The sequence below is a fragment of the Weissella fangxianensis genome (assembly GCF_024718545.1).
Taxonomy (GTDB): domain Bacteria; phylum Bacillota; class Bacilli; order Lactobacillales; family Lactobacillaceae; genus Weissella; species Weissella fangxianensis.
The window spans coordinates 1-14,445 of the sequence record NZ_JAMXDB010000041.1 but is presented as its reverse complement, the minus strand read 5'-3'; the positions used below and the strand labels follow the sequence as shown (position 1 = coordinate 14,445).

Annotated in this window: 12 protein-coding genes; 10 read left to right on the top strand and 2 right to left on the bottom strand. The window is 38.1% G+C overall.

Annotation, left to right across the window (positions count from 1 at the left end; translation table 11 throughout):
* The first annotated feature begins 323 nt into the window (after positions 1-323).
* The 7 genes from NGR58_RS08745 (at position 324) to NGR58_RS08715 (ending at position 9,593) form a co-directional block, all read left to right on the top strand.
* Positions 324-1,274 carry a TerC family protein gene (locus NGR58_RS08745; RefSeq protein WP_258089142.1) on the top strand — a complete coding sequence of 317 codons (951 nt, stop codon included), beginning with the start codon at positions 324-326 and terminating at the stop codon, positions 1,272-1,274.
* Positions 1,275-1,361: 87 nt separating this feature from the next.
* Positions 1,362-2,387, top strand: a complete 1,026-nt coding sequence (locus tag NGR58_RS08740; RefSeq protein ID WP_258089141.1) for a lactonase family protein — start codon at positions 1,362-1,364, stop codon at positions 2,385-2,387.
* A 134-nt stretch (positions 2,388-2,521) separates the two neighbouring features.
* A complete protein-coding gene (locus NGR58_RS08735; RefSeq protein ID WP_258089140.1) occupies positions 2,522-3,664 on the top strand; it encodes an AI-2E family transporter in 1,143 nt (380 codons plus the stop codon).
* A gap of 129 nt (positions 3,665-3,793) precedes the next feature.
* Positions 3,794-4,309 (top strand): tRNA (cytidine(34)-2'-O)-methyltransferase, encoded by a 516-nt coding sequence (locus NGR58_RS08730; RefSeq protein ID WP_258089139.1) that lies wholly within the window; start codon positions 3,794-3,796, stop codon positions 4,307-4,309.
* Positions 4,310-4,352: 43 nt separating this feature from the next.
* Positions 4,353-7,166, top strand: a complete 2,814-nt coding sequence (locus NGR58_RS08725; RefSeq protein ID WP_258089138.1) for a DNA translocase FtsK — start codon at positions 4,353-4,355, stop codon at positions 7,164-7,166.
* A gap of 281 nt (positions 7,167-7,447) precedes the next feature.
* A complete protein-coding gene (locus tag NGR58_RS08720) occupies positions 7,448-8,350 on the top strand; it encodes an ABC transporter ATP-binding protein (RefSeq protein WP_258089137.1) in 903 nt (300 codons plus the stop codon).
* Positions 8,343-9,593 carry an ABC transporter permease gene (locus NGR58_RS08715; RefSeq protein WP_258089136.1) on the top strand — a complete coding sequence of 417 codons (1,251 nt, stop codon included), beginning with the start codon at positions 8,343-8,345 and terminating at the stop codon, positions 9,591-9,593. The genes NGR58_RS08720 and NGR58_RS08715 overlap by 8 nt, the downstream gene beginning before the upstream one ends.
* Before the next feature lie 231 nt (positions 9,594-9,824).
* Here the strand turns inward: NGR58_RS08715 and NGR58_RS08710 are convergent, their stop codons facing one another.
* The gene (locus tag NGR58_RS08710) at positions 9,825-9,956 is read right to left on the bottom strand and encodes a hypothetical protein (RefSeq protein WP_258089135.1); all 132 of its coding nucleotides are present in this window, start codon (positions 9,954-9,956) and stop codon (positions 9,825-9,827) included.
* A gap of 122 nt (positions 9,957-10,078) precedes the next feature.
* Between NGR58_RS08710 and uvrC the strand changes: the two genes are divergently transcribed.
* The 3 genes from uvrC (at position 10,079) to NGR58_RS08695 (ending at position 14,068) form a co-directional block, all read left to right on the top strand.
* On the top strand, positions 10,079-11,872 hold the full coding sequence (uvrC, locus tag NGR58_RS08705; protein WP_258089134.1) for an excinuclease ABC subunit UvrC: 1,794 nt from the start codon (positions 10,079-10,081) through the stop codon (positions 11,870-11,872).
* Between the two features lie 93 nt (positions 11,873-11,965).
* On the top strand, positions 11,966-13,276 hold the full coding sequence (gene obgE / locus NGR58_RS08700; RefSeq protein WP_258089133.1) for a GTPase ObgE: 1,311 nt from the start codon (positions 11,966-11,968) through the stop codon (positions 13,274-13,276).
* 90 nt (positions 13,277-13,366) lie between these two features.
* The gene (locus tag NGR58_RS08695; protein ID WP_258089132.1) at positions 13,367-14,068 is read left to right on the top strand and encodes a YigZ family protein; all 702 of its coding nucleotides are present in this window, start codon (positions 13,367-13,369) and stop codon (positions 14,066-14,068) included.
* Between the two features lie 283 nt (positions 14,069-14,351).
* Here NGR58_RS08695 and NGR58_RS08690 read toward each other — a convergent pair whose 3' ends face one another.
* Positions 14,352-14,444: an IS3 family transposase gene (locus NGR58_RS08690; RefSeq protein ID WP_407077141.1), complete on the bottom strand. Its 93-nt coding sequence runs from the start codon at positions 14,442-14,444 to the stop codon at positions 14,352-14,354.
* Between the last annotated feature and the right edge of the window lies 1 nt (position 14,445).

The following is a 14,445-nucleotide window of genomic DNA, read 5'->3' as shown; positions in this document are numbered from 1 at the left end:
TTTCCGTATTTTATAAGGCGGAATACCTTGTAGGTACATCGTGACTGCTTCAATTTGTACTTCTTTTGAAAACATAGTAAAACCCCGTAAGTTTTGGAAATTACTCCAACTTACGGGGTTCAGTTCATTGGAACAAAGTGATTGTTCCAACCTTTTTGTGTTAAAAATATCGCAATCTACGTGACATACTGGCTTCAAACCAACTTTTGTCTCGCCGCTCTGAATTTTTAACTATATTTAAGGCTTCATCAGGTATATTTGGCACATTATATTTTATTGACAATGTCGCTCTATCAGTACCATAAAAGAAAGTTGAGATATCGATGGCGGTTAGTTTAGGTTATTGGGTGTTGTTTTTTACTTTTGTCATTATTATGTTGGCATTAGATTTAGGGGTATTTCATAGGGACAACCATGCACCAACAATGAAATCATCATTATTGTGGAGTGCTTTTTGGATTGCCTTGGCATTTACATTTAGTGGCATTATTTGGCAGACAATGGGTAGTAGTCATGCGTTGGATTTTATTACGGCATACCTATTAGAAAAATCATTGAGTATCGATAATTTATTTATTTTCATACTGGTTTTCGGATTTTTCAATATTGATATCAAGTATCAGCATCGCTTATTATTTTGGGGTGTCTTTGGCGCTTTAATTATGCGGGTGCTGTTTATCTTTGGTGGTGCAGCTTTATTGCATCGCTTTGTGTGGTTAATGTATCTATTTGGTGTTTTTCTAATCATTACTGGCGTTAAAATGCTCTTTGAGAAAGATGAACAACAGGATCTGAATGATAATCGTTTGATTAAGCTATTACGTAAATTTTTACCAATTAAAGAAGGGGCTGTTGAACCACATTTTATTGTGAAAGAAAATGGTAAGCGTTATGCAACGCAGTTTTTGATAGTGCTATTATTTATTGAAGGGACTGATTTATTGTTCGCAGTCGATTCAATACCGGCTGTATTAGCGGTTACCCAAAACACTTTTATTGTGGTGACATCAAATATTTTCGCAATTATGGGATTACGTTCGCTATATTTTGCTTTGTCTGGTATCTTGCCAATGTTTCGGTACATCAAGTATGCACTTGCCATTATTTTGGCATTTATTGGTACTAAGATGATCTTTAACGAAGGGATGAAAGCGCTAGGGAATACATGGCATATTTCCAATATTGTGTCATTAATTGTTATTGTTACGCTATTGGTTGTCTCAATTATTGCATCGGTGATAGTTGGTCGTGTGCAAGAACGTCGTAAATTTTAGACCATATAGATGCAGTTAATTATATATGCAAATTATGATATAATGTAGGCAACTTGAATCAAAACTAGTGAGAAAGTGAGCGTAAACATGGCAATAGAACATATTTTATTTGGAACTTACACAAAACGTGTTTCAAAAGGAATTTATGTTGCAGATCTTGATACTGAATCAGGTCAGTTATCTAATCAAAATCTTGTAGCAGAACTTGGTTCACCTACTTATTTGGCATTAAGTAAAGCCAATAAGTTGTACGCGGTTGATAAGGGTGATGGCGAAGGTGGTATTGCTGTCTATGATTATAAAGATGGTCATGCAACATTACAGCAGGAGGTGCTTACTGAAGGGGCAGCACCAGCTTATGTTGCGGTCGATGAATCACGCCAATTAGTATTTACGGGAAACTATCATAAAGGGACATTGGATGTGTATGCAATGGCTGAAAACGGTGATTTGACTTTGACTGATTCATATCAATCTGAAGGAGAAGGTCCTCGTCCGGAGCAAGAAGGGACACATGTTCACTTCAGTAATTTAACACCTGATAATCGGGTAGTAGTTGCTGATTTGGGGGCAGATAAGGTGCTAACGTTTGATGTTTCTAGTGAAGGTAAATTAAGCTTGGTTGCAACATTTAATACTGAAGCTGGTTTTGGACCACGTCACATTCGGTTTAGTCCCGATGGCCAATATGCTTATCTACTTGGAGAACTATCATCTAAGTTATCAGTATTGAAGTATCATGAAGATGGTTCATTTACTTTGTTACAAACCGTTTTGATGATTCCTGAAAACTGGGATGCTCATAATGGTGGTGCTGCTATCTATGTATCAAAGGATGGCCGCTTTATTTATACGTCAAATCGTGGGCACAACTCAATTGCGGTATTTGCGGTTACAGCAGATGGTGCTGCCGTTGAACACATGCAATGGGTTTCAACTGAAGGGGATTTTCCACGAGATTTTGCTTTAAACCCTGAGGAGAATTATTTAGTTGCAGCTAATCAAAATACTGATAATGTTTCAGTATATTCACGTAATAGTGATACGGGAAAACTAAGTTTGGTTCAGAAAGACTTCGCTGTACCAGAAGCAATTCGTGTTTTATTTGTTTAATTAATGATTTGTTTTTAATCGTGAATGATTACCCCTATGGTGATGCATATAAGCATAAGCTGTATGTGCAACCAGATGGGGCTTTTTTATAAAAAATAATTTAGTAAATATTACTATGAAAAGGGAGCAAGAACATGAAAGAAAAGCCAAATGGTCAATCAATTTTTCAGCGTTGGTTGTTGGACAATAAGTTTTTGTCTGCAATGTTAATGATTTTATTATTTTTAATAATTATCTTTATGCTTCATAAAGTGGCATTTATTTTCGCACCAGTTGCGGAATTCTTTAGAGCTGTTGGTGCACCAATCATTATTGCAGGTGTATTTTATTTCTTATTGAATCCGATGGTCGATTGGGCGGAACGTCGGTATAATTTTCCGAGAATTGCTACAATTTCCATTCAATTCTTAGTTTTAGCAATTTTAATTGTCTGGGGATTAGCAGTGTTTGTTCCCTGGGTAAGTAGCCAAATTGGTAGTCTGGTTGATGAATGGCCAACCTATTGGCATAAAATCGTGCGTATGGTTGATCAATTTACATCAAACAAACAATTTAACGCAATTAACAAGTGGTTTAATACAACTAATACCGAAATATCAAGTTGGTTACAAGATTATTCAGCCGAATATGCTAAAAAAGGACTACATGGTGTGTCTTCGGTTGTGGGAACAGTCACTAGTGTTGTAATTGCCATTATTACTTTCCCATTTGTTCTATTTTACTTGCTAAAAGATGGTCATCAAATGCCAGCGTATGTAGCAAAATTTTTGCCAGCCAAGGCACGCCGCTCATTTTTAGAGACACTAAAAGAAATTAGTACGCAAATTTCAAATTACATTCGTGGGCAAATTGCAGTTGCGTTTGCAGTAATGATTATGTTTGCGATTGGATATACAATTATAGGCTTGCCCTATGGTTGGTTAATTGCCATTGTCGCTGGAATTTTGAATATTATTCCTTTCCTAGGATCATTTTTGGCAATGGTGCCAGCAATTGTTGTCGGTATTTTTGTATCACCAATCATGCTAGCGTCTGTCCTGATTGTCTTTATGATTGAGCAAACTTTAGAAGGACGACTGATTTCACCAAAGCTACTGGGATCTTCAATGAAAATTCATCCGGTAACCGTTCTGATTGTCTTGCTATCGGCGGGCAATGTATTTGGTGTCTTAGGGGTTATTTTTGGAGTACCGGGATATGCCATTTTGAAAGTGTTGGTTTACCGCTTCTATAGTTGGTGGGAGTCAACTTCTGATATCTTTAAAGAAGCAGATTAGGGTTAAAACATTAATAAATTTTGACAAGTATGGCACAAGGTACTTAAAGTACGTGCTATACTTGTTTTTGTATGCATTAATCACGTGTAGGTTAAAAAATAACCTAAGAAGAATAGGAGAAGTTAAATTATGAGTACGAATCACATTGTTTTGTTTGAACCATTAATGCCAGCGAATACGGGGAACGTTGCAAGAACTGCTACTGGAACTAATGCTAAATTGGATTTAATTGAGCCACTAGGATTTAAATTAGATGATAAGCATGTCAAACGTGCTGGCTTAGACTACTGGGATAATGTTGATATTACCGTTCACAAGAATTTGCCTGCTTTTATGGCAACGCTAAAAGATACCGATGAATTGTTCCTTATTTCTAAATTTGCAAAACAGTCATATCATCAAGCTGACTATACAAATCCTGATCATGATTATTATTTCTTATTCGGTAAAGAAACAACTGGTTTGCCTGAGCCCTTTATGAAGGAGCATCCAGATCAAGCTTTGCGTATCCCACAAAATGATGATCACATTCGTTCACTAAATCTTTCAAATACAGCAGCAATTGTTATTTATGAAGTGTTGCGTCAACAAAGTTTTCCCAATCTTGATCTGACTCATGAATATGATTACGATAAGCTAAAGTAAACACTAGATGATTGGTCTCTAATTTTTAAGAAAGGAGGACCATATGGCATATAAAAAGAGTACAGCTAGAAAAAAACCAACCAGGGGTCGCCCTAAAAAAAGCACTCCAAGAAAGACAACGAATCGTAAGAAGAAAAAAAACAATGATACTTTAGATTGGTTTATTTCACGTTTACCACAGATTTCGGGATTGATTGCAGTTATCTTAACCATCTTAGCAATTGCTAAAGTCGGATTGGTTGGAAAATTAGTGGCAAACTTAGTCCGTTTATTGGTGGGTGGCTCTTACCAAATATTGTTGATTGTCTTGTTGCTACCATTTCTAGTTGTCATGGCATATGGGACATGGCCACCTCGATTGAAATGGCATCATTATCTAGGCTTTATCACATTTTATGTGGGCATTATGTTGATTGGTTCTATTTTGTTATTTAATAAGATGGATTTGCATAGCGACTATGTTGTTACTATTCAACAATTAATCAATCAAGATTTAAACAATCATGCAGTTACAACGCCTGTCGGTGGTGGTATTATTGGTGCGTTTATCTATCAATATACTTATTTAGCCACAGGTAATTTTGGCTCATGGTTGATTGCTATCGTGTTATTGATTGTTGGTAATGTTGTCATGTTCCGATTACCGATACGCAACGTCTTTGATAACTTCTTTACGTTTGCTGAAGGCGCAGGTGATTTAGTACAGAATCAGGCGACAACGGCCCATGAAAAAATGACGGAATCAATTAGTACGTTCCGCACAAAACAAAAAGATCGTCAGCAAGAGGCGATGAAGGATTTCTTTAATGAAGATCCTTTTAGTTCTAACCAAGAGAAGAAAGAAAACCCATTACCTGAGGCGTCTTCATCGGGGGAAGTACATTTTAAGGTACCCGATAAGAAACAAACATTAACTGACGATGATGCAGAAGCTTCGGTTACTAAGTTTGTTGTACCTGAAATTGTGGCACCTACTTCTCAGCACGATCAACAGGCAACCGTGTCTGTTGATCCAGAATTAATGAAAAAGAGCCAGTCAAGCGGTGCCGCAACAACTGAGACTAAGGCACAGCATGCTGCGGCTTCAACAGCTCCTACTTCAATGCAATCAAGCGCACCACAGCAAGCAAAGACAAGCTTTGATTCTAAACGAGTGGTTCAATCAGCGGACCCAGTTGAACCAGTTGTCTATGGCGAAGACTTAGCGGACGATGATTTGCTACCAGGTCAAGATGTGCCACTGTCACATGTGGATATGCTAGATCGACCAGTAAAAAGTGAAGCTAAGCCAACGACGCATCGGGCTAACATGCATGTGACACCATCAGCAATGTCGGAGCCAACGCCAGATGTTGATGCTAGCGGGTTAGCAACCGTGGTTAGTGATGAAGACTATCGCATACCAACAACACAGTTATTACAACAAATTGGTTCTACTGATCAATCACAGGAGCGCGATGCCCTTAGTGAAAAGGCCCAGATCCTTCATCAAACATTGCAGAGTTTCAAGATTAATGCAACGGTTGAAAAGGTTGTGTTGGGACCAACAGTTACTCAGTATGAAATTAAACCGGCTGTTGGTGTCAAAGTTTCGAAAATCCAAAATTTGGCTGATGATTTAGCATTGGCATTAGCAGCAAAGTCCTTACGTATTGAGGCACCAATTCCTGGAAAAAATGTTGTTGGTATTGAAGTCGCAAATGATCAACAAGCGACAGTTGGTTTTCGTGACATGGTTGAAGAAGCCGGTATTGACACTGATAAACCATTGGTTGTACCAATCGGAAGAGGTGTTACAAGCGGGGTTGTTAAGGTTGATTTGACTAAAATGCCGCACTTGCTAATTGCTGGTTCGACTGGGTCAGGAAAATCAGTGGCTATTAACGGTATTTTAGCCTCAATTCTATTGCAAGCTAAACCTTCACAAGTACGTTTGATGCTTGTTGACCCTAAAAAGGTGGAGTTGTCAGTTTATAATGACATTCCGCATCTGATTACACCAGTTGTTTCGGATCCTAAAAAGGCAGCGTTGGGCCTAAAGAAGGTTGTTGCTGAGATGGATCGACGCTTCAAGTTATTGGCTGAAGAAGGCGTCCGTAATATCGACGGTTATAATAAGCTAATGAAAAAGCGTGATGAAACCGAAAAAGGTGTTGCTTCGCAAAAGTTGCCATATCTAGTTGTTATTATTGATGAGTTAGCTGATCTGATGATGACTTCGTCCGTATCAGGAGACGTTGAAAACGCCATTGTTCGAATCGCACAATTAGGTCGTGCTGCTGGTATTCATATGATTGTTGCCACACAACGCCCATCAGTTGATATTATTACTGGGTTGATTAAAGCGAACGTGCCATCACGAATGGCTTTCGCCGTATCTTCGGGCGTTGATTCACGTACTATCTTAGATGGTAATGGTGCTGAGAAACTATTGGGTCGTGGTGATATGCTATTTGCACCAATCGGATCAAATGGACCACAACGTGTTCAAGGTGCGTTTATATCTGATGATGATGTTGAAGCAATTACTGATTATATTAAGCAACAAGGTAGTGCACAATATGATGAATCAATGTCAGTATCAGACGCTGAAGTACAGGCATTAGAAAATGGTCATAGTTCAGGTAATGACGAGTTGGATGAAAAGTGGGATGAAGTTTTGGAATTCATTCTTCGTGCAAATGGTGCATCAACATCATCTATTCAACGTCACTTTGGGATGGGCTATAATCGTGCTGGACGAATTATTGATGCGTTAGAAGATCGTGGATTAGTCGGACCCGCAAATGGCTCTAAACCACGTGAGTTGAAGTTTACTGCTGAAATGATGGATCGTTTTAAAAAGGGTGCACAGTAATAAATGAGTAATTCAGTTTTTCTGAATCGCGATTAAAACATTTTAGATAAGATGGGGAGCTGGGACAAAAATGTTCCAGCTTTTTTGTGCTGAAAATGTATTAATTATGACTATTTGTAATTTTTATCACATTGCCGAATTTCAAAGTGACTTTTGCCTTGCGTTCTTTTTTTAACATCTTAGATTGATAGTATTGATGATTTTTAATTTAAAAGATAGTTATTTTAACAAAATATGCTATCCTAATAGTGTTAACTGCCAATTATGATAGGAGTTTTTGCATGATAGAATTAAAAAATTTAACAAAAGAGTTTGGGGATAAAGTTGCAGTTGACAATATGAATATGCAATTAGAAGCAGGGCATGTCGTTGGTTTAATTGGCCAGAATGGTGCTGGGAAAACGACAACTTTTCGAATGATGCTGGATTTTATTAAGCCCACACATGGTACGATTACCTGGGACAATCATGATATTACAAATCGAGATAGGCAAAATATTGGTTTTTTGCCTGAAGAACGTGGCTTGTACCAAAAATTGAGTATTGAACAACAAGTTGTTTATTTTGCTGCACTACATGGTATGTCAAAGAGTGATGCGAAACAAAAATTAAAGCATTGGATGACTAGGCTGGACGTTGTGGGTAAGGTAACTGATAAAGTCCAAAGTCTGTCTAAAGGTAATGCACAAAAAGTTCAATTAATTGCCACGGTGATTACTGAACCATCATTACTGATATTGGATGAACCGTTTACTGGTCTTGATCCAGTTAATGCCCAACTCATGATGAATGAAATTTTACGCCTGAAGCATAACGGTGCAATGATTATCTTTAGTTCACATAATATGAGTGGTGTTGAAAAGTTATCAGATGAATTATTAATGTTAAAACATGGACAGACAGTGCTAAGTGGTGGCTTATCCGATATTAGAGAGTCGTTTGGACGTAGTGAAATCTATTTAGAATCACCTGTAGAAGATGCGGAATTATTAGCAATACCAGGAGTTGTCTCGGTTGAGAAAGAAGGGGATGGCCGACATCTGAAGTTGTCAGATGATCGTGTTGGTAAAGAGGTCTTCAGGATTGTTGCTCGAGATGGGTATGTACCGGTATTTGCACAAACACCACCTACATTAGACGAAATTTTCCGCCGTGAAGTTGCTGGGGGTGTTGAAAATGACTAGACATCAATTATTTTTAGTTGCTCGACAAACCTATATGAATCGCATGAAAACATTCGGTTTTTGGTCGGTTGTTTTAGCACCCTTATTAATATTACTTGTTATCTTTGGCATTACGTTTGCAATAGACGCTACTAAAAGTGATGAGAAACCTACTGTAGCAATAGTGAATGATACATCACTAATGACATATTTGAAGAAGAATAAATCAGTTGGTGCACAGTATACGAATATCAAGTCGTCGGCTAAAGCCAAGCAAGCCTTACGCAATGATAAGATTGATGGTTATTTGACTTCTCAACATGAACGTTATCATTTAACTATGGCCAAAGATGCTGAATCGCTCTCTGAAGATACTTTGCAAACGACGATTAATCAATATTATATGGTTAATCAAGCAGCTAAATTGCATTTAGATACGAAGCAATTGCAAAATTTGATTCAGCCGCCATCATTTAACTCAACGGTTTATAGTAGCAACGGTAAAACATCAGCAGGTGGTGTATCTTCGAACGCTGCTAATAGCATGCTAGCCGGTGGCTTGGGTATCTTTATATTTATTTTTCTAACAGCATATGTCGGTATGATTGCTCAAGAAATTGCGAATGAAAAGTCTTCGCGAATTATGGAAATTTTGTTAGCAGTTACTTCGGCTGGGGTACAATTTTTTGGAAAACTATTGGGTGTTGCTGGACTTGCTATCACCCATGGCCTTGTGTATGTTGTAGCGGGTGTTATTGGGTACGTCTTTGTGCCTGATAATAAATACGTTGACATGGCTAAGGAGCTACTCACTGGCGTTGATGTTGGCTTTGCCGTAATGACAGGACTCTTAGCAATTGTTGGGATATTCTTGTACATGATTTTAACAGCAATTATATCGGCTATGATCAATGACTTAAGTCAAGTACAACAAGCGGTATCACCAATTACCTATATGGCGATGATTGGCTATATTTTGACGTTTATACTTGAAGGTCAGCCACATAATATGTTGATCAATACGTTGTCTTACGTGCCGTTTGTATCTCAGACACTTATGCCAGCACGCTTAGGATTACAATATGCTAATATGACAGATGCATTCATTGCATTAGTATTAGAAGTCGTTGTGCTGGTTTTCTTGGCCAGATACGGATTACGAGTTTATAAGAAAAACGTGTTAACATACAGTGATGGTAATATTACTAAAGCAGCTTTATTGAGCTTAAAAGGATTATTTAGTAAAAAAACAATTGATGAGTAACGGTAACAACCCTATGCTATTGAGAAAGTAGCATAGGGTTGTTATGATGTAGAGGTGAATACTCATAGTTATTATTGTATAAAGTATGTAGCAATAAAGAAAAGTCAGCGAGAAAAAAGATGCTTGTTATATTCAGGCGATAACTTTTGATACGCGTTTATGCCTAAATTTTTTCAAATTTTAGACATAAAAGAGACTGGCATATTTTTTGTGCCAGTCTCTTAGTTAAACTTATTTTTCTTCTTCCTCATTTTGCTGATTGCCGAGGAAACGATCTTTATTTTTGTCGTTTAAATCAGGAATATCAAAAACCTCGTCAACCTGACGGGTTAATTCATTATCTCTTTTGGTTTGTAGTGGCATGTCAATAACCTCCTATGTAATAGTTAGCACTATTATAGCATGTTTAATTAAAATTTGGTTAAACAAGAAAAATTAGTATAAGCATGGCGAATTGTCAGCTGATAGTTAAGAAAGGCATCTAGATGGCATCAGAACATATTGAACAGAAATTAGCTTTATTACCTGATTTACCGGGATCATATCAAATGAAGGATAAAGATGGGAAAATTATCTACGTTGGTAAGGCTAAAAATTTAAAAAATAGAGTCCGTTCTTATTTTAAAAGTGAACACTCTGGAAAAACTGAGCAGCTGGTAGCTAATATCGCCGACTTTGATTTTATTGTGACAAGTTCTGAAAAAGAATCATTGTTGCTAGAAATTACGCTAATTCAGAAATACCAGCCTTACTATAATATTAGGTTAAAACGTGGAACTGGCTATCCCTATATTAAGATAACTAATGAACGTGATCCGCAAATCCAATTAGCAAACGAAGTAGCAGATGACGGTGGTCATTATTTTGGACCATATCCGAATGTTTATGCTGCTCAAGAGACCTTGCACTTTTTGCAAAAAGTCTATCCTTTACGACGTTGTCATGGATTTCAAGGGCGACCATGCTTGTACGCTAATATTGGACAGTGTTTAGGCGCTTGTTACAAAGTAGTGCCTGAAAAAGAATATAGTGACCAGATAAAGAAGATAAAGCGTTTTCTAGATGGTGATACAAGGGTTGTCACCAAAATGTTACAAGAAAAAATGGCCGATGCGGCGGCAAATTTAGCTTATGAACGCGCGGCTGACTTAAGAGATCAACTAAAATTTATTGAAGCAACGGTTGAAAAGCAAAAAATTATTTCGCGTGATGGTACGCCCAGAGATATCTTTAACTTCTATATGGATAAAGGGTGGTTATCAGTCCAAGTTTTCTTCATTAGGCAAGCCCGTTTAATGAAACGGGAAAAACGTCTTTTTGCTATTGTTGGTTCAGCACAAGAAGAATTGACAAGTTTTATTTTGCAATTTTACAATCGGCGAAACGCTGTGCTGCCAAAAGAAATCTTGGTACCGGCAGGTGTTGATAAAGAGGCTATTTCACAGGTGTTTGATGTGCCAGTACGGACCCCACAACGTGGTGAAAAGCGGGCATTGTTTGAATTAGCGGGGAAGAATGCCAAAATTGTTTTGGATGAAAAATTCCGCTTACTAGAGATGAACGAGTCAAAAACCAGTGGTGCAATGCAAGAAATTGCTGATGCTTTGAATATTCCAGAGATTCATCGCATTGAGGCCTTTGACCATTCTCATTTACAAGGAACAGCGATGGTTTCTGCGATGGTCGTCTTTGAAGATGGTGTGCCAAACAAAAACAAATATCGTAAGTATAAAAACAAAACGGCTGAGCACGCCGATGAACATGCTGAAACGATGGAGGTCATCCGGCGACGTTATACAAGATTATTGAAAGAACATGATGAAATGCCAGATCTTATTTTAATGGATGGTGGTGTTATTCAATTAAATGCGGCTCGGGAGGTTATCGAGGATGAATTAGGTCTTGATATTCCGGTAGCAGCTATGGTAAAAAATGACCAGCATAAGACTGCTGACCTGTTAAAGGAAGAAGGGGCGGCTCACGTCCACCTTGATCCAAATTCGCAAGGTTTCTATTTATTACAACGGATACAGGATGAAGTCCATCGATTTGTTATCACATTTCATCGTCAGTTACGTTCTAAAAGTTCATTAGGTTCAAGACTAGATGGCATTGCTGGAGTCGGTCCCAAAACACGTCAGAAATTGTTAACAAAGTTCGGTTCAATGAATAAAATGGCGAACGCCTCATTTGATGATTTAAAACAATTAGGTATATCAGAAAAGGTTGCTAATAATATACGCATATCATTGGCAGCAATGCAAAATCATGACGACTAAAGGTAGTCAAACCTTAGAAAGTGCTGTAAAATGTAACACGACAGTTTACAGTTGGCTACAAGGCAGCTAAAAAAGAAAGTGAGGTCATGAACGATGGCGTTTGTCGACCAAGTAAAAATATTTGTTAAAGCAGGAAAAGGTGGGGATGGTGCAGTTTCATTCCGCCACGAAAAATATATTGATATGGGAGGCCCTTTCGGTGGAGATGGTGGCCATGGTGGATCAGTCGTCATGGTTGTTGATGAGGGCCTTCGCACGCTGATGGATTTCCGTTACCAACGCCACTTTAAGGCGCAAGTTGGTGGTAATGGTGCTACCAAGGGGATGACAGGAAAATCAGCAGAAGATTTAATTATTAGAGTCCCACAAGGAACAACGATTACAAACACGGAAACTGGTGCAGTCATTGGTGATTTGACTGAAAAGGGGCAACGGTTAGTTATTGCCCAAGGTGGCCGTGGTGGTCGTGGTAATATTCGTTTTGCTTCATCGAAAAATCCAGCTCCTGAGATTGCTGAAAATGGTGAACCAGGTGAAGAATTAGATATTTCATTAGAATTAAAAGTATTGGCAGATGTCGGTCTAGTTGGTTTCCCTTCAGTTGGAAAATCAACGTTATTATCAGTCGTAACGGCAGCAAAGCCAAAGGTGGCAGCTTATCATTTCACTACCCTGGTACCAAACTTAGGAATGGTGCGCTTAGGCGACAATCGTGATTTTGTTATGGCTGATTTGCCTGGGTTGATTGAAGGCGCTTCAGATGGTGTCGGATTAGGAATCCAATTCTTACGTCATGTTGAACGAACTAGAGTTATTTTGCATATGATTGATATGTCAGGTGTTGATCCGGAACAGGATCCTTACGATAATTATATAAAAATCAATCAAGAATTAGCAGCCTATGATCCAGCATTATTAGAGCGTCCACAAATTATTGTACCTACTAAGATGGATATGCCGGATGCTCAAACCGCCCTGGAAATGTTTGAAGAGCAACTCCGTAAAGATGATAGTGTACCCGATAATATTGAAATCATGCCAATTTCATCATTATCACGTGAAGGTTTGGAACCTTTGTTACGTCGTACAGCTGACTTGTTGGATGAGACACCTGCCTTTATACCAAAGGGCATGGCAGCAACTGATGATGAACAAGCAAATTATGAATTTGAGGGCCGTGAGCAGCCATTCGAATTATCACAAGATGAGTATGGAACTTGGATTCTATCTGGTGATGAAATTGAACGATTGTTTAAGCGTACAAATACAAACTTCACAGAATCATTAATGCGTTTTGCACGACAAATCAGGTTTATGGGTGTTGATGAGGCACTTCATGAAGCTGGTGCGAAAAATGGTGACACTGTACAGATTTTAGATTTCCAATTTGAATACGAAGAGTAAGATTGATTATACATTTGGAAATTTTATAGCTCGTTTATTTTCGGTAAAGCTGAGAATAAACGAGTTTTATTAATTAAGAAGGAGGATAATATGGCGGGAAATCAAGTGGAGCACGTGGAAGAGTTGGGAAAATATATCACAATTGCTGAGCAACAGATAACCTGGGAGCAAGTTATCAAAAAGTCTCGGTTTATTGTAAATATTGCACGTGTGTCAAATGAAGAAGAAGCGAAACAATTTATCGATAGTATCAGTTTGACTCATCGTAAAGCGACCCATAATGTTTGGGCATATTTATTAGGCGATCGTAATGAAATACAACGATATTCTGATAATGGTGAGCCGGCCGGCACAGCTGGTGTACCGATGTTAGAAGTTTTAAAAAATAATGCCATTCGCGATGTTGCGGTGGTTGTAACGCGTTACTTTGGTGGCATTAAGCTGGGTGCCGGTGGACTTGTTAGAGCTTATGCAGGAACTGTTGTTGGTGGTGTTGAAGCGAGTGGCTTGGTTGAACGGATTCAGCGACATGAGGTACGTTTACAAATTACTTATAAGCAATTTGATCCGCTGAAATATTGGTTAGGACAGAATGAATATCAGATTTTAGATACCGCCTATGCGACTGATGTAACGATTACAGTTGCGGTTGCTGATTCAGAAATGACCGCATTTAAGCAAGCGGTTACTGATGAAATGGCTGGGCAAGTGCAGATTGTTGTTGGGGATATTAATTGGTATGAAGTACCATATACGAATAAAGTTCATGCAAAAACTGAAACGCTTAAATAAGGTATTTTTATGATGCATTTATCGTACGTCTTGTAAAATGTCTTCATCAGGTTAAGAAACAAAGTATTGGAAGAAAAAATGAAAACGGATATTATCAGGGTGCACATCGTTATTTTAGGCATGCTTTTAGTCATTTGGTTGGTACCGACCAACTATAATTTTTTAATTTGGAATATATTTTTAGCATTGATACCATTTGATTTAGCTTTATTAGTTCGTTATGCTAAGAAACATCGTCTGCTAAAAGGGTTAATGAACTGAACCCCAAAAATTGGAGAGAAGTTTAAGCAACTAGCTGGTCGGAAAGATTTCGGTATTGAACCGGAGTTTTTCCGGCCAGTTTTGTTTTAATCCGTTTATTATTGTAGTAATAGATA